Raw genomic sequence first — 18,492 nt, forward strand, 5'->3', positions numbered from 1 at the left:
CCAACAGATTTCCAGCCAACCGAATCAACAGGAGGAGACCATGAAGTTCACCAAGAGCGGCGGCCAGACCGGCGCCGGGTCAAAGGAATGGTTCACGGGGACGGTGCAGATCGACGGGATCCGCAATCCCGATGAACAGTCGGCCATCGGCTGCGCCCATGTCCGTTTCGCCCCGGGTGCCCGCACCGCGTGGCACCACCACCCGAAGGGCCAGACCCTCTACGTCACCGACGGCATCGGGCTGGTGGCCCGCCGCGGCGGCGAGGTCCAGGAAATCCGTCCGGGCGACGTCGTCTACATCGAGCCCGGCGAGGAACACTGGCACGGGGCCACTCCCGAGCGGTTCATGGCGCACGTGGCCATGCAGGAAGCTGATGCGGACGGCCAGGTGGTCACCTGGCTCGACCACGTCACTGACGAGGAATACGGGGCCTAGCTCCCGTCCCGGACAGGAAAAAGAGCGGACGACGCCGGAAGAATCCGGCGCCGTCCGCTCTCCTCGTCACGGGGAAGGGTCAGTCGTCGTAGGTGTTGGCGATGTAGACATCGCACGGGGCGTTGTGCGCCACGCTGTTGGCGACACTGCCCAGGAGCCGGCCGATACCGCGCATCCTGCGGTTACCCACCACGATCAACCGGGCGTCCAGGCGGATCGCTTCCTTGATCAGGGAATCGGCGGGCTTGCCCCGGGCAGCGAAGTGGGTGACCTCCACCCCGGGCCGGGAGTTGGCCAGGTCCTTCGCCACGATCTCCGAGCTGTCCGCATTGGAAATCCTGACCTTGTCCGAACCCACGCCGAAAGTTTCGGCGGTTTCGCTTTCAAACCCGGTCACCACGTGCAGTGATGCTCCCAGCGATTCCGCCAGGCCCAAGGCCACTTCCGCTGCCTTCCGTGCCGACGGGCTCGCGTCCACGCCTACAACCACTACTCCACTCATCCTGCACTCCTTCGTTAGTCCTGGCGCATTGTCCACCTGCCAGTCTAGGGAGTACCCCCGTCATGCTTCGGTATCACACAGTTGCTGCCGCAAACGCCGCCGCCGCCTGCCCATCAAAACGCCGAACCGATCGAGGCCAGTTCAGGGGCGGCAGCTCCGGCGTACCGGTTCTCCGGACGCGCCAACCCATAGTGCTCCCGCAGGGTCCGTCCGGTGTACTCGGTGCGGAACAGTCCGCGCTCCTGGAGGATGGGCACCACCTGGTCCACAAAGGTTTCCAGCCCGGAGGGGAGCACCGGCGGCATGATGTTGAAGCCGTCCGCCGCGCCGCCGTCGAACCATTCCTGGATGGCGTCTGCCACCTGCTCGGGCGTGCCGGTGAAGGTGCGGTGTCCGCGGCCGCCGCCCAGCCGGCCGATCAGCTGCCTCACCGTGAGCTGCTCGCGGCGGGCCAGTTGCACGATCAAGGTGTAGCGGCTCTTGGCCCCCTCGATCTCATCCTCGCTGGGCAGGTTGGCCGGCAGTTGGCGGTCCAGGGGCAGGTCCTCCGGGTCCACGCGGAGGGTCCTGGCCAGCTGGATCCGGGCGTACTCCGGCTTGATCAGCCGGTCCAGTTCGCGCTCCAGCTCCAGGGCCTGCTCCTCGGTGGCACCGATGACCGGGACAATGCCCGGCAGGATCTTGATGGTTTCCGGGTCGCGGCCGGCGGCTGCGGTGCGGGCCTTGAGGTCGCGGTAGAAGTCCTGCGCGTCGGCCAGGGTCTGGTGTGCGGTGAAGACGGCATCCGCATAACGGGCGGCGAGGTCCTTGCCGTCCTCGGACGAACCGGCCTGGACAACCAAGGGATGGCCCTGCGGCGACCGGGGAACATTGAGGGGGCCGCGGACTTTGAAGTGCGTGCCCTGGTGGTCGATGGTGCGGATCTTGTCCGCGTCGCCCCATACGCCGCCGGTCTTGTCTGCCAGCACGGCGTCGTCCTGCCAGCTGTCCCAGAGTTTCTGCGCCACCTCGATGAATTCGGCGGCACGCTCGTACCGGACGGCGTGGGCGGGCTGATCGTCCACGCCGAAGTTCCGGGCGGCGTCGGGGCCGGCTGTGGTTACCACGTTCCAGCCGGCGCGGCCGCCGCTGGCCCAGTCCACCGAGGCGAAACGGCGGGCCAGGTTGAACGGCTCGTTGTAGGTGGTGGAGGCGGTGGCGATCAGCCCGATGCGTTCGGTGGCGCCCGCGATGGCCGTGAGCAGCACCGTGGGCTCCAGCTTGCCGCCCGGGCGGCGGCCCACCTCGCCGAACAGGACGGGGGAGTCGGCAAAGAAGATCGAATCGAGCTTGCCGCGCTCGGCTGTTTGGGCGAGCTTTTGGTAGTGCCCAATGTTCGTGCCCGCGTGCGGGTCGCTTTCCGGCAACCGCCAGGATGCTTCGTGGTGGCCAGTGCTCATCAGGAAGGCGTTGAGGTGAAGCTGGCGGTCGGTGGGCTGGTTGTTGGCAGTCATGGCTGTTTCCTTGCTGAATGGAGGGAAGGGGCGTGGGTTTCGGCAGGCGCAGCCACCGGGGTCAGTGGCCCGCCGTTGCTTCGACGCCGAGTGCGGCCAGGAGATCGCGGCGGAGGGCCTCGTGTCCGGCGGCGTCTGCGGAGGTGCGGATGGGTTCCGGCACGGGCCGGACCGTGGCGATCCGGCCATGGTCCAGGACCACGATCCGGTCAGCAAGCGCAATGGCCTCGTCCACGTCGTGCGTGACCAGCAGGACGGCGGGAAGATGTGCTGCCACCAGGTCCTGGAGCAGTCCGTGCATCCTGATCCGGGTCAGCGCGTCCAGGGCGCCGAACGGCTCGTCGGCCAGCAGCAGCTGGGGTTCGCGGACCAGTGAACGGGCCAGCGCCACACGCTGCTGTTCGCCGCCGGAGAGTTGGTGCGGCCATGCTTTTTCACGTCCGGCGAGCCCCACTTCCGCGAGGGCCTTGCGGGCCCGGGCCCCGGCGTCGTGCTCCCGGACGCCCAGGGTGACATTGCCCAGCACGCTGTCCCACGGCAGCAGCCGGGAGTCCTGGAAGACCACGGAGACGCGGTCCGGGACGCTGATCACGCCGCTGCCGCGGACGTCGTGGTCCAGCCCGGCGAGGGCGCGCAGCAGCGTGCTCTTGCCGCAGCCGCTGGGTCCGAGCAGGGCCACGAACTCGCCGGGCGCGATGTCCAGGTCCACACCGTCCAGGACACTCTTGGTACCGAAGCTGCGGATGAGCCCGCGGACTGAAACAGCGGCGCCGGACTTAGTGCCGGCGGGGGAGGGGGCGAGGGCGGTCAGCCCGCCAGGGTGCGCTGCCATGAGAGGGCCTTTCGTTCGATGAAACGGACAATGCCGTCGGAGAGGAGGCCAAGGATGCCGTAGACGGCAAGGCCCAGGATGATGATGTTGGTCTGGCCGTAGGTGCGGGCGAGCTCCATCATGTAGCCGATCCCGCTGGTGGCGTTGATCTGTTCCACCACCACCAGGGACACCCAGGCGCCGGTCACCGCGAAGCGCAGGCCCAGGAAGAAACCGGGCAGGGCTCCGGGGAGGACCACCTTGCGGATGAAGCCGGCCCGGCCCAGGCCCACCGTCTGGGCAAGTTCGACGAACCGCAGGTCGATGCCGCGCAGCCCGGCATGGGTCTGCAGGTAGACGGGGACAAAGACGCCCAGGGTGATGGTGAGGACCTTCATGGTCTCGTCGATGCCGAACCACAGGATGAGCAGTGGGATCAGGGCCAGGCCGGGGATGGCGCGCTTGATCTGCACCGGCCCGTCGATGAGTGCTTCACCGATCCGGCTCAGCCCGGACAGCATGGCCAGCACCGCTCCCACCAGGATGCCGAAGAACAGTCCCAGGCCGGCGCGCTGGGCGGAGATCGCCAGGTTCTCCTGGAGCCGGCCGTCGGCGATGAGCTCACCGGCGGTGGCCACAACGGTCCAGGGTTCGGAGAGGATGCGCGGGTCCAGCGCCCCGGTGGCGGAAGCAGCTGTCCACAGCAGCAGCAAAGCGGACGGGCCCACCCAGGCGAGCCGCCGTCGTCGTCCGGGCCCGAGCCTCCTGCCTGTGGGCCGCACGTCCGGCCGGCCAGCCTGCGCCGGGTCCTGGTGCGGTGCGACGACGGGACGGTCCAGGACCGCGCTCATGCCGCGCCAGCCTTGGCGGCGGAGGCGAACGCCGTGCCGGCGATGGCCTCGAAGCGGGTGTCGTAAAGATCTGCCGCCGTCAACTGCGGCTTTTTCTGCTCGCGCGCCAGCAGGTCGATGGTTTCCTGGTGCCGGGCGATCGCGTCGGTCCACGTGGTGGGCAGGTCGCGTTTGCCGGTGGCGTCGATCAGGTACTGGCCATCCTCACGGGACAGGCCCTGGTCCTTGACGTAGTAGCCCTCCAGCCACTCGGCCGGGTGGTCCTCGATCCAGCGCTGCGCCTTGCCCCAGACCTTTGCGTAGCCGGCAAGGGCGGCAGCCTTGGCGGGATCGACCAGGACTTTGGCGGGGGAGTAGAGGAGGCTGGGATCATCGCGCAGCCCGTGGCGGAGGGTGCTGGCGCCGTCGGCCTTGTACTTGGCCAGGTAGCGCTTGATCTGGACGCCGCCCAGCGGAGCCGCGTCCACCTGCTTGCTGGCCAGCGCCGTGGCGTAGGCGTCCCCGGTGCTGGGGAGCTCCACGAGCTTGACGTCTTCCTGCTTGAGGCCGGCTTTGTCCAGGATGCGCAGCACCAGGGCGCCCTGTGCCTGGCCCGGGGAGTAGGCCACTTTCTTCCCGCGCAGCTCCTCGAGCTTGCGGATGCCGGCTCCCGGCGCCACACCGAGCTCGTAGATGGGGTGGTTCACCGCGTCCTGCCGGTAGCCGGCGGCGATGATGCGGACGTCCAGCCCGGTCCAGGTGGCGTGGATGGGCGGAATGTCCGCCACTGACCCGACGTCCAGGGCGTTGGCGCGGAAGGCCTCGGTGGTCTGCGGGCCGCCGGAGATGTTGGCGAATTCCACCGTAAAGCCGTCCAGGTCCTTGATCAGGCCGGACAGTTCCAGGGCCACTTTGATGCTGGGATCTCCCACCGTGATGGTGGTCCCGGCCGGGACGGAGGCGGCCAGCGGTCCAAGGGATGACTGGCTGATGCGTTCGCCGCCCGCGGTGGCGGCACCGCCGCAGGCTGAGAGCAGCCCCGCGGCAGGCAGGGCCAGGAGGGCGCCCAGGGCGCGGCGGCGGGTAAACGTCCGAGCGGGGCCGGGGCGGGGCGGGGATGCTGGGAAGGACATGGTGTTCCTTTCGGGAAGATTCCGGGTACGACGACGGCACCCGGGATGGGTGCCCGGGTGGGCGTGGGAGGTTGGTGGCGCCTGAACGGCGCTGGGTGCGTGTTTTTGCGCTGATGCCTCAGGTGGTGCGTACGGCTTGGCCGGTGCCGTGGAAACACCTAAACACGGCCTGTGGGATCTTGGCCAGCACCACGCAACGGACGCTCAACGCGGCGAAATGGCGCTACTTATGGCGCCATCCTGGAGACAAAGCAGGCAACCCGGCGCCATGAACCGCAACGGAGGTTAATGTGACTGGACGTCCGCGAAGGCCCGTCGTCAGGCGCGGAAAAGCTTCCTGCCGAGGCCCTGGAAGAACCCCGGTTCCAGCGCAGGGTCGATGACGGCCGGCCGTGCACCGGGATCCGTCCCCCAACGTTCCACCGGCCGGCGCCTGTTGTTCCAGTCGACCGCCCCGAACTCCGGATTGTAGAGCGGCGGGTCTACCCCTTCCGCAGTGAAGATGGCCCACATCCAGTCAGGGATGCAGTCCGCCGTCCGGGGGTAGGCCAGGAGTTGGCGTGCCCAGATGGACGCACCAGCCGGTTCCGCGCCGGGGTGCCACCGGCCGTCGTCCGTCTTCTTGAGAAGTTCCTCATCAAAGAGCTCCACCACTCCGGGGCGGTCAGGGTAAACATGGACCTCCGCCGAGGTCCAGGTTCCGATACCCGGTTCGTAGGCCCGGCTGCGGTATTCGTCCAGCCATACGATCAGCGCCTCGTAGGAGAACTCTTCCTTGCCATCCACAAGGTCACGAAGTTTGCCGCCGGTGCGGGCACAGCCGTGGCCCAGGGTACTGGAGCCCCGGTGGACCAGCACTTGCACCACTTCCTCAGTCCCGCGGGCAAACCCGGCGGGACCAAAGGCCTCACGGCTGAGCCGTTCAAGCCCCTCAATGACGAACGGATCCGCTCTTAGGTCACGCACGGACAGGTCACCGGCTTTCTGTTGACTGAGGATGGAACGGTGGCCCGGTGTCAGGCCCGATGTCAGGCCCGCACGCGGCCCTGGGCCAAGCCGGCAATATTCTCGGTGACCGCCCAGGACGCAAGGAGCTTGAGGGCTTCCTCGGAGGGGCTGCCGGGGGTGGCCGGATACACGGTGAGGGTATGTCCGGGGTCCTCCTCCAGCCCGAGGACCTGGTAGTTCAGCTCAAGGAGCCCCACCACCGGGTGCTGGAAGAACTTGGTGCCCGCGTAGTGGCGCCGGACGTTGTGCGCGGCCCACAGGCTGCGGAATTCGTCGCTGCGCATGGACAGTTCGCCGATGAGTTCCGCGATCCCCTTGTCATGCGGATTGCGGCCGGCCTCGCGGCGGAGGATGGCCACGTTGGTGTTCGCTGCCCGCTCCCAGTCCGTGTAGAAGTTGTGGGCTCGGGGGTCCAGGAAGATGAACCGCGAGTGGTTGGCCGGCCGCGACGGAGTGCGGTACATGTCCGAATAGAGCGCATAGCCCAGGGTGTTGGCAGCCACGATGTCCAAACGGTTGTTGCCAATAAAAGCCGGTGCCCCCGTGATGGTGTCCAGGAGGAACTGCAGCTCCGGCCGCACCGCCGTGGACGCCGAACCGCCGGCGCCCGCAGCCCGCTTGCGTCCCGAGGAGTTGGCTGCCCGGGCCAGGTCGTAGAGGTGGTCGTGCTCGGCCCGGTCCAGTTCCAGGGCGCCGGCAATGGCATCCAGGACGCTGTCCGAGACGCCATTGAGGTTGCCCCGTTCCAGGCGGGTGTAATAGTCCACGCTGACGCCCGCCAGCCGGGCTACCTCCTCGCGCCGCAGCCCCGGGACCCGGCGCCGGCCGCCGTACGGTTCAATGCCTGCCTGCTCGGGGGTGATGCGTCCACGGCGGGAGGAGAGGAACTGCCGTACCTCGGCTCGGTTATCCATAGGGACCACGTTACGACGATTCCGCGAACCGTAAGGAGGGTCTGCCAAAACCAGTTTCGGCAAGACCCTCGCCAACTGCCGGCGCTGCGGGTTTGATGTACTTGTCCGCTTTCAGCCGTTCACCATTTGGAGGACCCAGCATGCGCGCAACCATCATGCACGCCCCCGGAGACGTCCGCGTCGAGGACCGTGACAAACCAGCCGTCCAGCGGCCCACGGACGCAGTCATCAAGCTCGTTGCCGCCTGCGTGTGCGGGTCCGATTTGTGGCCCTACCGAGGCGCCGACAAGCTGGCCCGGCCGCAGCCCATGGGCCACGAGTACGTGGGCATCGTCGAAGAAATCGGCGCCGACGTGAAGAACGTCCAACCGGGCCAATTCGTCGTGGGGTCCTTCTTCGCCTCGGACAACACCTGTGAGATCTGCCGTTCCGGCTACCAAAGCGGCTGCGTCCACCGCCAGGGCGTGGGCGGCGCCCAGGCCGACCTGCGCGTCCCGCTGGCGGACGGCACCCTGGTGGCTACCCCGGAAATGCCCGACGACGCACACATTCCATCCTTGCTTGCTGCCTCCGATGTGCTGGGCACCGGATGGTTCGCCGCCAAGGCAGCCGAGGTGGGCCCTGGCAAGACTGTAGCGGTCGTGGGCGACGGCGCGGTGGGGCTCTTGGGGATCCTGGCAGCCAAGCAGATGGGCGCCGGGAAGATCATCGCCATGTCCAGGCATGCCGACCGGCAGGCCCTGGCCCGCGAGTTCGGTGCCACCGACATTGTCGAAGAACGTGGTGACGCAGGCGTGAAAAAGATCAAGGAACTCACCGGCGGCCTTGGCGCGCATTCGGTGCTGGAGGCCGTGGGCACCCAGGAATCGATGCTGCAGGCCATCCACGCCACCCGCGCCGGAGGCCACGTAGGGTTCGTGGGCGTCTCCCATGATGTGGCGCTGCCCGGCCGGGACCTCTTCTACTCGCACGTCCACCTGCACGGCGGCCCTGCCCCGGTCAGGCAGTACCTGCCCGAGCTGATCGACCTGATCCTCCGCGGCGAGATCAATCCCGGCAAGGTGTTTGACCTTGAACTTCCCCTGGAACAGGCAGCGGAGGCGTACAAGGCCATGGACGAACGCCGGGCCATCAAGGTGCTCCTGCGCCCGTGACCACGGTCCTGCCCCCGACTGGAGGCCGTCGAGGGTAGGACTCCCAAGACCAGTTACAACAGGGCCACCCTGGCCGCCTCAACACACAGGGTTTCACCAGGGAAGCCCTTGTAGCATCGAGTTATCCCCCAACAGATCAGAGGAGAACCATGACTACCGTCAAGGCTTATGCATCCCCGTCCGCAACGGAGGACCTGGTGGCCACCACCATTGAACGCCGCGAGGTGGGTCCGCACGATGTCATGATCGAAATCAAGTTCGCCGGCATCTGCCACTCGGACATCCACACCGTCCGCGGCGACTGGGGCCCGCAGCAGTACCCGCTGGTCCCCGGCCACGAAATCGCCGGCATCGTCACCGAGGTTGGCTCGGCCGTCACCAAGCACGCCGTGGGCGACCGCGTGGGTGTTGGCTGCATGGTCAACTCCTGCAAGGAGTGCGTCAACTGCCAGAAGGGCGAGGAGCAGTACTGCCTCAAGGGCAACGTGGGCACCTATGGCGCCGTTGACCGCGATGGCACCATCACCCAGGGCGGCTACTCCACCCACGTCGTGGTCACCGAGGACTTCGTGGTGACCATCCCTGAGGGCATCGACCTCGACGTTGCCGCGCCGCTGCTGTGCGCAGGCATCACCACCTACTCGCCCCTGCGCCACTGGGGTGCCGGCCCCGGCAAGAACGTTGCCGTCGTCGGCCTCGGCGGGCTGGGCCACATGGCCGTCAAGCTCGCCCACGCCATGGGCGCCGAAGTGACCGTCCTGTCGCAGTCGCTGAAGAAGCAGGAAGACGGCCTGAAGCTGGGCGCCGACCACTACTACGCGACCAGCGACGAGAACACCTTCTCCGAGCTCGCCGGATCCTTCGACCTGATCATCAACACGGTCAGTGCCTCGATCGACATCAGCTCCTACCTGGGCCTCCTGAAGCTGGACGGCGCGCTGGTGAACGTCGGTGCCCCGGCCGAGCCGCTTCCCGTCAACGCCTTCGCACTGATCGGCGGGCGCCGCTCCTTCGCCGGTTCCATGATCGGCGGGATCCGAGAAACCCAGGAGATGCTCAACTTCTGCGCCGAGCACCACCTGGGCGCCGAGATCGAGGTCATCCCGGCCGAGAAGATCAACGAGGCCTACGAGCGCGTCCTCGCCTCGGATGTCCGGTACCGGTTCGTGATCGATACCGCCACCCTCTAAAGCACCACCACGTGCGGCGGGCCGGCTCCGAAAGGGGCCGGCCCGCCGTCGTGCTTAACCCGTGGGTGAAGGACGACGCCGGACCGGCCTCACGGCGCGAGGCTTCGCAGGATCGACGCGGCCGGGCCCGCCGTGGTGGTCCGGTAGTTGATGCCTGCCCAGAGGTTCAGCCCTTCCGGATCCCCTGCGGCTGAAGCCGCGGCACGCAGGGGAGTGGTGAGGTGGTGGATTTCCGGGTACCCGTAGGGGGCATCGGCGTCGTGGCGGCGCATGAACGCGTTGTACAGCCCGCGGGCATTGCGGCCGGAAAACGCACGGGTAACGGCGGTGGTGGTGAAATGCTCCGGGGACGCCAGTGCCGCCCGGTGCGCCGGTTTGGTTCCGGCTTCGTCGGCGCGGAGGAAAGCCGTGCCGGCCTGGACGGCTGCTGCACCGATGCTGAGGGCGGCCCGCGTTTCGTCCGCAGTGGTGATCCCGCCGGCCGCGACCAGGGGCACGTCGAGGTCGGACAGCTCCTCGAGGATCCCGTGCAGGGGCACGTCCGGCGGGGCGCCGGCGGCGTCGAAGGTGCCGCGGTGGCCGCCGGCCTCGGGCCCTTGGACGCAGAGGGCATCCGCACCCCGGGTAAGTGCCTGGAGTGCCTCGTCCCGGCCGGTCACCGTGGCCATGACGTACACGCCGCGTTTCTTCAGGGAATCCACAACGTCTGCACCCGGAAAATCGAAGGTAAAGGACACCACCGCCGGTGCCAGGTCCAGCAGGACCTCGAGCTTCCTGTCCCAGCCGTCATCGTCGTGCCGTGGATCCCCCAGTTCGACGCCGAAGCGTTCGGCGTCGGGGGCGAGCGAGGCGGCATAGCGCTGCAGGGCGTCGGGAGTGATGACGGAGGGCTGGGGGACAAAGAGGTTGACACCGAAGGGTGCGCCCGTGTGTTCCCTGACGGCTTCAATGTCGGCGCGCATCGCGTCCGCCGTCTTATACCCGGCGGCCAGGAAACCCAGGCCGCCGCCGGCGCTGACCGCAACCGCCAGCTCCGGAGTGGACGGCCCGCCCGCCATGGGCGCCTGGATGACGGGCAGTTCCAGGGACCTGGGACTGAACCGACGTGGTTTCCGCTCGCTGTTCAACTCATGCCTCCCGGGCCGGCTGCGCCTACCTGACGAATGCTACGCCGGTCCTGCTCCGGCACGAAGCGGCGGGGATGGAGCCGCCGGTAAGGACCCGCCGGTATGGACCGGTCGTGACAGGGCCGGGGCGTGCGGGGGAACGTCCCTAGGCGTCGTGGCTACCTGCCGTCACCGGGCCTGCGGGCGCAATCCGCGCCACCGTGACCTTCACGGAAACGTCCGCCGGGGCAAAGTGCTTGCGGACCGCGGCGGCAACACCACGGACCACATCCGGGGTACGGGCCTCCGCGCTGACGCCTACCCGCACCGTCACCTCGGTGCGGCCGTCCTGGTCACGGACGTCCACCAGGGCGTCGTTTTCCGGCTCCGCGGCCCGCGGGTTCAGTACGGACGCGGCCCGGGCCGGAAGGCGCTGCCACAGGCTCCGTGCGGGAAAAACTTCCGTGACGCCGTCGACCGCCATGACGACGTTCTTCAATGGTGTGGTCACTGTTCCTCCCGGGGGGCGTCGATGACGTCGGTGATGGTGATGTCGATGGCCGCAATGGTCAATTCCGTGTGCCTCGCCAACGCCTCGGCCAGATCCTGCCGCAGCGATGCCGCACTGTCCATGAGGTGCTGGCCGAACAGCACGGCGAGGTCCACACGGACCGTCACCGGCTCTCCGGGGAGGGTGACGTCGCCGTCGAGCTTTACGCGTCCGGCTACTGTCCCTGGCAGGTTGTCAGCCACGGACCGGACCAGCGCAAGCACGGCCCCTTCCGTTTCGGACAGCGTGTCGGCGGAGTCGTCGGACCGCAGCGGGATGGTCCTGCCGGGCCGCAGTTCCAAGGCCAGGTTCGCCAGGATGTCCTTCATCCACTCGTCCGTGCCACTGCCGGCCGCGGCAACGTCGCTGGCAAAGAGCTCGTTGCCGGCGGCGGAAAGCCGGCGGAGGGAGTCGAGCCCGTTGCGGCATTCCGGGCAGGATTCCAGGTGGTGCGGGTCGGCGAATTCACCCGTGTCCAGGTAGATGCTGAGTTCCTCAAGTGTGTGGCCGCACTCGAATGTGTCGTGGGGCATGCTCATCGCCAATCCTCCATTTCGCGGACCAAGGCAGTCCTGGCACGGGCAAGCCGCCCCCGGACACTGGCTGGGCTGATGTTCAGGGTTTGCGCAATTTCTTCGTAGCTCTGTCCGTTGATCTCTTTCAGGATCCAGCAGCGCCGCTGCTCTTCGGGCAGGGTGGCCAGGGCCGCCTTCAGCGATTCGATGCCGGCGCCGGCCACCGCTGTCGTCTCGGGCCCGGCTCCGGGCGAGACAGTGTCCGGCGGCGCGTCGTCCTCCCCGCCGGCCAGGCTGGTGTGGTTCCTGCGGCGGCGCAGCAAATCGATGCTCCGGCTGCCGGTCAGCCGCAGCAGCCACCCTTTGACGGCCGCCGGGTCGCGCAGGGTGTCCAGTTGCTTCCACGCTTGGACCAGCGCTTCCTGCACAGCGTCGTCGGCGTCCGCGTAGGAACCTGTCAGCCTGCGCGCGGAGGCCCGCATGTGTGGGCCGTAGCGCCGGGCGAGGGCTTCAAAGGCCGCCGTGTCGCCGTCGGCCGCCCTGCCCACCAAAATGGCATCGGGGACCAGATCCAACTGGTCCCGCATCAAGGGTGAACCTGTCACCGAACCCTGCTTTCACTATCGGCGCGAACGCCTGACGCGCGGCAGGCAGGTCCGCGGACCGCCGTGGCGGTGCCGCGGGCCTGCCGCCGGGATTGGCTAGTCTTTGCGGAAACCTTCTTTGACCTTGGCGGCAGCGTCCTTGAGGTTGCTGCCGATGCCCTTGGCTGCGTCCTTGACCTTCTCGCCCGCTTCCTGGAGTTTCGCCTGCGCCTGGTCCCGCTGGCCTTCACGTTCCAGCTCCTCGTTGCCGGTCAGCTTGCCGGCACCTTCCTTGGCGGCGCCGAGGTGGTTGGTTGCCGCGTTGTTGAGCTTGTCGTCGAGTCCCATGATGGTGTGCCTTTCTGTCGTGTTCGGTTTCGTGCTAGCCCGCGCGCAGTGCCCGGGCCAGTTTGGTCCTGGTTCCAGTTCCTATTCGGACCAGGATGTCGGTGTGATGGCCCAGCAGTGCATCAATGCTGCGGACCAGTTCCTCGGCCACGTCCGCCACCTCCCGCGGCGAGGCGCCGCGGCGTGCCTGGAGGGTCAGGCGCAGGGAGGTGCGCGCCGCGTTTTTGGAGCCGCGCCGGCGCCACGCGGTCAGGGAACTGCCGACGACGGACCGGTTGCCTTCCAGCGCCGCCTCCACGGCGGCTGCCAGGTAGGAGACCTCCACTGCGGTAGCCCCCAGTTCCGGGTCGTCTTCCCGCGCCGCCGTCCTGGTCCGGCCGCCGCCTTGGCGGGCCAGCCAGAGAATCGTGGTGAGCGCCGCCAGCAGCAGTACCGCTGGCACGGCCAAGGACCACCAGCTGCCCAGCGGTTCCGGCGACGGCGCGGTGTCCCGGAGGGCCTGCCACGCCGTCAAGGCGCTGCCGGCAACGGCGGTCCAGCCCGTGCGTACGTCCGCGCTCAGCCCGGCGGCCGCCGCCAGGATTCCAGCGCCGATCAGGATCACTCCGGCAAGGGCCAGGAAGGTCCTGTTCATTGCCCTGTTCGTGTTGTTCATCGTCCTACTGCCCCTTCCGCGGCAATGGCCACATCCGCTGCCAGGTTCCTGGCCAGCCGGCAGGAAGCGACTTCCCGGGCTGCCGCTTCGGTGAGCGCGTCCCGGTCAAGGGGCTGGCCCGACGTCGGCCGGACCGACACGTGCGCGCGGCGCCGTCCCACCGTTGTGCTCACCTGCTCCGGCGCCAGGTTGGCGGCCAGGCGCACTTGGCGTGAAACGGCGGCGGCAATGGCTTCGTCATCCACCACCAACGCCAGGCGCTCGCTGTGCATGGCCCGCCGGCCCCGGCGGCCGCCCTTGAGCGCAGCCACGAGAAGCACTGCCCCAAGTACCGCCGCCGCGGTACCGGCTGCTGTCAGCCCGGCCGGTTGCACCGCCTGTGGCAGGTCCCTTATGGCATTCGCCATGGCATCGGGGCCGGCCACGAGCGGACCGCGGCCCAGGAGTGCGAGGACGCACTCGGCCCCCAGCCACACGAAGCCGGCGAGCAGCAGCACGGCCGTGGCCACGGACAGTCCGGTGCGCGATGAGTGCGTCTCCCTCCGGAGCATCCGCTTTTGCATGCGGCCCTGGTTCATGGCTGCCTCCCGTCCTGTTTCCGTGCCCGGTCCGTGCGGGCTGCTTTGGCCGCCCGTGGGGCCGCGGTGAGCCGGATGTTGATCCGGCCAATGTCCATCCCGGTGATCCGCCGCCCGGCGAAGGCGATCCTCAGCCGGGCAATGTTTGCCTGCTCGAAGGTGGAGTGTTGCTCCCTTCCCGCCGGGGCCGCGGCCAGGAGCGGGGGAACAGGGAGCCGCATCTGGAGATCGACCCCGAGTTTTCCGGCATCGTCCCGGAGGGCGGCGGAAACGTCATCCCGCGGGACGCCGTACGCGCCGGCTGCCACGGCTTCCAAGGTGTGCCGCAGGGCAGCCGGGGCGATCCGGGTATGGCCCCGGCGGGTCACGACGACGAGCGCCGGCCGCGCAGGGCGTCCAGCACGGCGCCGAGGTCCAGTTGCCCCTCGGCCGCCCGGCCCAGGACCGCGCCGATGGCCATGAAGATGGCCGTCAGCAGGAAGCCCCAGAAGCCGAAGGCGAGGGCGGCCAGAGCCAGCACGGCCCCTGCGGCCGTGCCGGCGACGACGGGGGTCATGCGACCCTCGGTTCGCGCTCGGCGTCGTCCGCGTCATCGCCCTCGGACGGGACGTGGACATCGGTGATGGTGATGTTGACCTCGGTGACTTCCATGCCCACCAGGTCTTCCACTGCCGTGTAGACGGCATCGCGGGCCCGGTCCGCCACCTGCTGCAGGGGGTGCGGGTACTCGACCACCAGGGTGACATCCACGGCCACCTGGGTCTGGCCGACCTCCACGCTGACACCCTGGGTGAGGTCCTTCTGGCCCACCTTCTCGCGGAGGGTGCCAATGGCGCGGGCTGCCCCACCGCCCAGCGCGTACACGCCGTCAATCTCCTGGATGGCGATGCCGGCGATTTTTGCCACTACGCCGTCGGCCACCGTGGTGCGTCCGCGGCCGTCCGCGCCATTGGCGGGGGACAGTCCATGGCCGGGTGCGGTGGCTGCCTTCTTCTGCTGGACTGCTGCGGGGTTCTGCGCCTGGGTAGTCATTGCGTCACTCCTTGTTTGCTCTGGAAAGGGTTCCAAGGGCGCGTTGTGCGCCTTCACAAGTAAGGACGGGGCCAGGGCGGAAAACGTCACGCAGTTTTTTGAGTGACCCCTGTCACACCTGACTGGGGGCGTGAAAAAGGGGAGTGGACCACGACGGGAGGTCCCGTCGTCGTCCGCTCCCCGTGGGGCGCTGCTTAGACGGCCGCCAGGGCCGCTTCGTCGCCTCGAACGCTCAGCGTGAAGGTGTTGGGGCCGCTGCACGTGACGGCGATGCGGCAGGTGGTGGTGTTGTGCCGGGCGGAAAGGTCTGTTACCGCGGAGTCGAGGGTCTCGTGGAAAGACGCCCGGTCCCAGATCTTCAGCGTCACGGATTTGGCAGCGTTAAACGTCATTGTTCAGTACTTTCCTTCGTCAGTGCGGCCCCTTTCGGGCCGCTGGAGTGGCCTGTCCACGCTTCGGGGATCGGTGGCCTGCGCTCACCGGTGGGCCTCGTTGCGTCACCAGGATTTCGGAGCGGGAGCTTGCCCGCCCTCCATATCCATAGTGCCCAGGCCGGAACGGCGCTCGAAACCAAAAAGCGCTTTATTGCGGGTGTTTCTCGTCACGTTTAAGCGGGGCGCGGCGTCTATTCGTCGAAGTGCGCCGGGATCGTTTGCTCTCCGGAAATGGATGCAATGACGGCGGTGGCCACCTGCCGGAGCTTGATGTTGCGGGTATTCGAGGCGCGGGTGAGGATGCCGAACGCCGTGTCCCGGGTGCAGCGGTTTTGGGCCATGACCGCTCCCACCGCCATATCGATGACTGTCCGGGATTGCATGGCCGCGGAGAGGTCGTTCCTGGTTTCACGCAAGCGGGCAATCCGCAAGACCAGGCGCAGCGAGTTTGCCGCGTGCCGGGCGAAAGTCTCCACGGTTGCGATGTCCTCGACCGAGAAGCCGTTGGTGCGGCCGGAATAGAGGTTCAGCACTGCCTCGCCATCTCCACCGAGGTCCAACGGGACGGCGAGGATGGCGGAGACCCCTTGATGCAAGGCGGTCCGGACGTAGTCCTGCCAGCGGGTTTCGGCGGCAAGGTCGGGAACCAGGAGGGTGCGTTCCTCCCGCAGCGCTGTCAGGCAGGGGCCTTCGCCAAAGCCGTTCTGCAATTCATCCAACACGCTCGCGGCGGCGTCACTGGCGGCAACGGCTTCGGGTTTCTTTTGCCGGATAACCGTGACGCCGCTGTGGATGGTGTTGCCGGGGATGCTCAGCCGGGAAGACACCAGGACGGCCAATTCCGTCATGAATGCCCTGATGTCGCTGCTCTCAAGGACGAGTTCCTGCAGCGACAAATCGGCATCCCATCCACTCCTGAATCCGGTGGGAAGGGAACCTTCGTTGTCGGTCATGCGCCGTCGCCTCCAATGAATTCGTTCATAGCCAGCGTGACGAGTCCCACCTGTGCTGCGGGCAGGTGCAGGGCTTCATTGAGGTAGGCATCCAGAGCCAGTTCGTCAACGTCCCCGCCGATGCCGTAGTAGTACGTCCAGAGTTCAACCAGCGTCACCTTGGAGGCCTGGAACCGCGTCGCTGCAATCCGGCGGTGCGCATCTGCCTCGTTCAGTTGGTCCGGGCCACCCATCCAGTCCGCGTTCATCATTGCCGTCCATCCGGCGATCCCGGGATGTAGCCCCCATCAACGATCTCGGCAGCAATTTCCCGGATCCGCTTGTTGTTTGATGCGGCAGCGGCCTGCAGCACCGTGAGGGCGCCGTTCCTGCCGCCGCGGGTCTGGAGCATGACCAGGGCGACGGCCGCGTCCACAACGGCGCGGGATTTGAGCGCAGATCGGAAATCGTCTCCAGGGGCCTCCGGCGCATGCAGCCGCAGCGCCAGGCGGAGGATGCGGGACATCGAGGCCGCGTGGTCCTCCACGAAGGCAATGGCGGCCGGATTGAAGGCGTGTGTGGTGTAGGCGTAGGAGTTCAGCGCTGCACGTGCGGAGGAGTCTGTGTGGATGGGGACCGCCAGTACGGAGCGGACATTGTCTTCAGCGATGCTGTCCAAGTACCGGCTCCAGCGCAGATCATTGGCCAGGTCGCCAATCAGTACCGTTCTTTGCTGCCGGAGGGCCGTAAGGCAGGGTCCAATGTCGAAACCATACTGCGTCTCGTCGAGCCGGTACCCTTCCTGGCTGCTCGCGGCCACGGTGGCGAGTCCGCCGTTCCGCTCCACCGTGATGGTGCACTCCATGGTGCGGCCGTCCGCGCCCAGTTGCGCAGCGGAGATAGTTGCCAGGCCAAGGAGGAAGTCCGGGAAGCCGGGGCTGTCCAGGAGCAGGTCCTGCAGCCTGTCTGACGGGGAGATGATATTTTCCTTGGCCATCGGGCCTCGATCCTCAGTACGCCAGGGTTGCTGCTCCCGGCTTGCGACCCCCGCTCTCTGCGCGGCTGGCCCGTGTGGCAACCCCTGGATCTGCTGGCTATCCGGAAATCTCCTATATCCGACACTACGCCTCCGCACCTGCATTTGGTACGCGGGCGCCGGCACGCGCTACCCGTCGGAACCTGCACGGTGGCCACCGTCCTGGTCGCCTCCGTCCTTTTCGCCGCTGTCTTCCGTTTCGGAGTGGTGGGAGCCGTTGAAATCGTCGGAGTAGGGCGCCCGGGGCCGGGGAAGGTCGTCGATCAGCTCGTTCGCCGCCAAGGCAAGCAGGTCCCGTTGGATCGGTGGGAGGGAAAGAAGCCCTTGCAGGTAGGCCTCCACTTCGTACTCGCCGGCGTCTCCGGAGAGGCCAAAGTACTTCAGCCAGAGGTCGGGGACCGAGATGTCGGCAGCCTTCATCGCGGCTCTGAGTTGGCGTCGCTGTTCCGGTTCGTTGGGGTCGAAGCCCATGGCGAACCTAGGTTCCGGAGGCCGGCGTCCCGGCCACGACGCGTTCGCTGACCTGCTGCAGCGATGTTTTTTCCTCCCGGGCCTGCCTGATGAGGAACCGCACGGCGTCTTCCTGCCGCAAACCCATCCGTTCCATGACGACCCCGGTGGCACGGTTGACCAGGTCGCGGGTATACAGCGACGCCTGGAGTTCCGCCGTCATCCGATGCGGAGCCTCATTGGCCTGAATATGGGAGATCAGCGTGGCGGCCGGCGCTGCGAAGAGCTGGAGCAGTGCAGCGCTCCCGTGGTCGTAGGTGTCGGGGGCTGCGGCGTACAACTTCAGGGCACCCAGGGATTCCTTCCCCGCCAACAGCGGCGCGCTGACTACTGCGAGTATGGGCAGCCCGGCGATGCCGTTGCGCCACTGGGGCCACCGCTGTTCCACGTTGAGGTCGGTGACCAGCACGGGTCGCTCTGACGCCCACGCCGTAAGGCAAGGTCCTTCGCCATATTCATACTGAACCGTGTCCGCCTGGGAAACGATCGTGTCGGTGTATCCACTGCTGGTACGGCGTCCCCGGCCGTCGATGAGTGAGACGCCTGCCCCGATGGTGCCGGGGACTGATTCCTTGGCGGCCCGGGCCAGCAAACGGATGGCGGTTGTGACCTTTTCTTCCGTTAGCAGTAATCCCTGGATGCGAGCAATCACTGCGGTTAGCTCGTCAAGGGGAAGTTGCGCCATGGTCCCAGCATAGATCCACACCCGCACCGGGGCTCCGCACGGCCCGGACCGTCCGA

General features: G+C 67.5%; 26 protein-coding genes. 3 read left to right on the forward strand and 23 right to left on the reverse strand.

Annotated elements, in window-relative coordinates; genetic code table 11:
• Positions 1-40 precede the first annotated feature (40 nt).
• Positions 41-436: a (R)-mandelonitrile lyase gene (locus tag AC4EEO_RS01735; RefSeq protein ID WP_491339733.1), complete on the forward strand. Its 396-nt coding sequence runs from the start codon at positions 41-43 to the stop codon at positions 434-436.
• A gap of 79 nt (positions 437-515) precedes the next feature.
• Here AC4EEO_RS01735 and AC4EEO_RS01740 read toward each other — a convergent pair whose 3' ends face one another.
• From AC4EEO_RS01740 to AC4EEO_RS01770, 7 genes are all read right to left on the reverse strand, one after another.
• Positions 516-938 carry a universal stress protein gene (locus tag AC4EEO_RS01740; RefSeq protein WP_026264383.1) on the reverse strand — a complete coding sequence of 141 codons (423 nt, stop codon included), beginning with the start codon at positions 936-938 and terminating at the stop codon, positions 516-518.
• Positions 939-1,051: 113 nt separating this feature from the next.
• Positions 1,052-2,431: an LLM class flavin-dependent oxidoreductase gene (locus tag AC4EEO_RS01745; RefSeq protein ID WP_491339734.1), complete on the reverse strand. Its 1,380-nt coding sequence runs from the start codon at positions 2,429-2,431 to the stop codon at positions 1,052-1,054.
• A 61-nt stretch (positions 2,432-2,492) separates the two neighbouring features.
• Positions 2,493-3,263: an ABC transporter ATP-binding protein gene (locus tag AC4EEO_RS01750; RefSeq protein ID WP_491339735.1), complete on the reverse strand. Its 771-nt coding sequence runs from the start codon at positions 3,261-3,263 to the stop codon at positions 2,493-2,495.
• Positions 3,239-4,093, reverse strand: coding sequence for an ABC transporter permease (locus tag AC4EEO_RS01755; protein WP_491339736.1), 855 nt, complete (start codon positions 4,091-4,093; stop codon positions 3,239-3,241). The genes AC4EEO_RS01750 and AC4EEO_RS01755 overlap by 25 nt, the downstream gene beginning before the upstream one ends.
• Positions 4,090-5,205 carry an ABC transporter substrate-binding protein gene (locus AC4EEO_RS01760; protein ID WP_491339737.1) on the reverse strand — a complete coding sequence of 372 codons (1,116 nt, stop codon included), beginning with the start codon at positions 5,203-5,205 and terminating at the stop codon, positions 4,090-4,092. The genes AC4EEO_RS01755 and AC4EEO_RS01760 overlap by 4 nt, the downstream gene beginning before the upstream one ends.
• A 318-nt stretch (positions 5,206-5,523) precedes the next feature.
• Complete coding sequence (locus AC4EEO_RS01765; RefSeq protein WP_491339738.1) at positions 5,524-6,171, reverse strand: hypothetical protein; 648 nt, start codon at positions 6,169-6,171, stop codon at positions 5,524-5,526.
• A gap of 62 nt (positions 6,172-6,233) precedes the next feature.
• Positions 6,234-7,127: a helix-turn-helix transcriptional regulator gene (locus AC4EEO_RS01770; protein ID WP_133831754.1), complete on the reverse strand. Its 894-nt coding sequence runs from the start codon at positions 7,125-7,127 to the stop codon at positions 6,234-6,236.
• Between the two features lie 140 nt (positions 7,128-7,267).
• Here AC4EEO_RS01770 and AC4EEO_RS01775 point away from each other — a divergent pair, with 140 nt between their 5' ends.
• Positions 7,268-8,281: a zinc-dependent alcohol dehydrogenase family protein gene (locus tag AC4EEO_RS01775; RefSeq protein WP_491339739.1), complete on the forward strand. Its 1,014-nt coding sequence runs from the start codon at positions 7,268-7,270 to the stop codon at positions 8,279-8,281.
• 149 nt (positions 8,282-8,430) lie between these two features.
• Positions 8,431-9,471 carry an NAD(P)-dependent alcohol dehydrogenase gene (locus tag AC4EEO_RS01780; RefSeq protein WP_018760997.1) on the forward strand — a complete coding sequence of 347 codons (1,041 nt, stop codon included), beginning with the start codon at positions 8,431-8,433 and terminating at the stop codon, positions 9,469-9,471.
• An 89-nt stretch (positions 9,472-9,560) separates the two neighbouring features.
• Here the strand turns inward: AC4EEO_RS01780 and AC4EEO_RS01785 are convergent, their stop codons facing one another.
• The 16 genes from AC4EEO_RS01785 to AC4EEO_RS01860 form a co-directional block, all read right to left on the reverse strand.
• A complete protein-coding gene (locus tag AC4EEO_RS01785; protein ID WP_491339740.1) occupies positions 9,561-10,598 on the reverse strand; it encodes a nitronate monooxygenase in 1,038 nt (345 codons plus the stop codon).
• Positions 10,599-10,743: 145 nt separating this feature from the next.
• Positions 10,744-11,088, reverse strand: a complete 345-nt coding sequence (locus AC4EEO_RS01790) for a hypothetical protein (protein ID WP_109045706.1) — start codon at positions 11,086-11,088, stop codon at positions 10,744-10,746.
• Positions 11,085-11,660: an anti-sigma factor gene (locus tag AC4EEO_RS01795; RefSeq protein WP_240617783.1), complete on the reverse strand. Its 576-nt coding sequence runs from the start codon at positions 11,658-11,660 to the stop codon at positions 11,085-11,087. Before AC4EEO_RS01795 ends, AC4EEO_RS01790 begins: the two co-directional genes overlap by 4 nt.
• Before the next feature lie 2 nt (positions 11,661-11,662).
• The gene (locus tag AC4EEO_RS01800) at positions 11,663-12,229 is read right to left on the reverse strand and encodes an RNA polymerase sigma factor (RefSeq protein ID WP_018761001.1); all 567 of its coding nucleotides are present in this window, start codon (positions 12,227-12,229) and stop codon (positions 11,663-11,665) included.
• A 114-nt stretch (positions 12,230-12,343) separates the two neighbouring features.
• Positions 12,344-12,574 carry a CsbD family protein gene (locus AC4EEO_RS01805; RefSeq protein ID WP_018761002.1) on the reverse strand — a complete coding sequence of 77 codons (231 nt, stop codon included), beginning with the start codon at positions 12,572-12,574 and terminating at the stop codon, positions 12,344-12,346.
• 34 nt (positions 12,575-12,608) lie between these two features.
• Entirely contained in the window at positions 12,609-13,229 is a 621-nt protein-coding gene (locus tag AC4EEO_RS01810; RefSeq protein ID WP_491339741.1) for a hypothetical protein, read from the reverse strand.
• The gene (locus tag AC4EEO_RS01815) at positions 13,226-13,807 is read right to left on the reverse strand and encodes an Asp23/Gls24 family envelope stress response protein (RefSeq protein ID WP_133831748.1); all 582 of its coding nucleotides are present in this window, start codon (positions 13,805-13,807) and stop codon (positions 13,226-13,228) included. Before AC4EEO_RS01815 ends, AC4EEO_RS01810 begins: the two co-directional genes overlap by 4 nt.
• Entirely contained in the window at positions 13,804-14,175 is a 372-nt protein-coding gene (locus tag AC4EEO_RS01820) for a hypothetical protein (RefSeq protein ID WP_133831747.1), read from the reverse strand. The genes AC4EEO_RS01815 and AC4EEO_RS01820 overlap by 4 nt, the downstream gene beginning before the upstream one ends.
• A complete protein-coding gene (locus AC4EEO_RS01825) occupies positions 14,172-14,363 on the reverse strand; it encodes a DUF2273 domain-containing protein (RefSeq protein WP_133831746.1) in 192 nt (63 codons plus the stop codon). The genes AC4EEO_RS01820 and AC4EEO_RS01825 overlap by 4 nt, the downstream gene beginning before the upstream one ends.
• The gene (locus AC4EEO_RS01830) at positions 14,360-14,839 is read right to left on the reverse strand and encodes an Asp23/Gls24 family envelope stress response protein (RefSeq protein ID WP_491339742.1); all 480 of its coding nucleotides are present in this window, start codon (positions 14,837-14,839) and stop codon (positions 14,360-14,362) included. Before AC4EEO_RS01830 ends, AC4EEO_RS01825 begins: the two co-directional genes overlap by 4 nt.
• Positions 14,840-15,033: 194 nt before the next feature.
• The gene (locus AC4EEO_RS01835; protein ID WP_018761008.1) at positions 15,034-15,231 is read right to left on the reverse strand and encodes a hypothetical protein; all 198 of its coding nucleotides are present in this window, start codon (positions 15,229-15,231) and stop codon (positions 15,034-15,036) included.
• Between the two features lie 233 nt (positions 15,232-15,464).
• Positions 15,465-16,226 (reverse strand): ANTAR domain-containing response regulator, encoded by a 762-nt coding sequence (locus AC4EEO_RS01840; RefSeq protein ID WP_491330625.1) that lies wholly within the window; start codon positions 16,224-16,226, stop codon positions 15,465-15,467.
• Positions 16,223-16,477, reverse strand: coding sequence for a hypothetical protein (locus AC4EEO_RS01845; protein WP_491339743.1), 255 nt, complete (start codon positions 16,475-16,477; stop codon positions 16,223-16,225). The genes AC4EEO_RS01840 and AC4EEO_RS01845 overlap by 4 nt, the downstream gene beginning before the upstream one ends.
• A complete protein-coding gene (locus AC4EEO_RS01850) occupies positions 16,474-17,202 on the reverse strand; it encodes a GAF domain-containing protein (RefSeq protein ID WP_491330624.1) in 729 nt (242 codons plus the stop codon). Before AC4EEO_RS01850 ends, AC4EEO_RS01845 begins: the two co-directional genes overlap by 4 nt.
• Positions 17,203-17,370: 168 nt before the next feature.
• Complete coding sequence (locus AC4EEO_RS01855; RefSeq protein ID WP_133831743.1) at positions 17,371-17,712, reverse strand: hypothetical protein; 342 nt, start codon at positions 17,710-17,712, stop codon at positions 17,371-17,373.
• A gap of 7 nt (positions 17,713-17,719) precedes the next feature.
• A complete protein-coding gene (locus AC4EEO_RS01860) occupies positions 17,720-18,436 on the reverse strand; it encodes a GAF and ANTAR domain-containing protein (protein WP_109045715.1) in 717 nt (238 codons plus the stop codon).
• Positions 18,437-18,492: the final 56 nt, after the last annotated feature.

Source organism: Pseudarthrobacter sp. MOO13 (genome assembly GCF_058267655.1).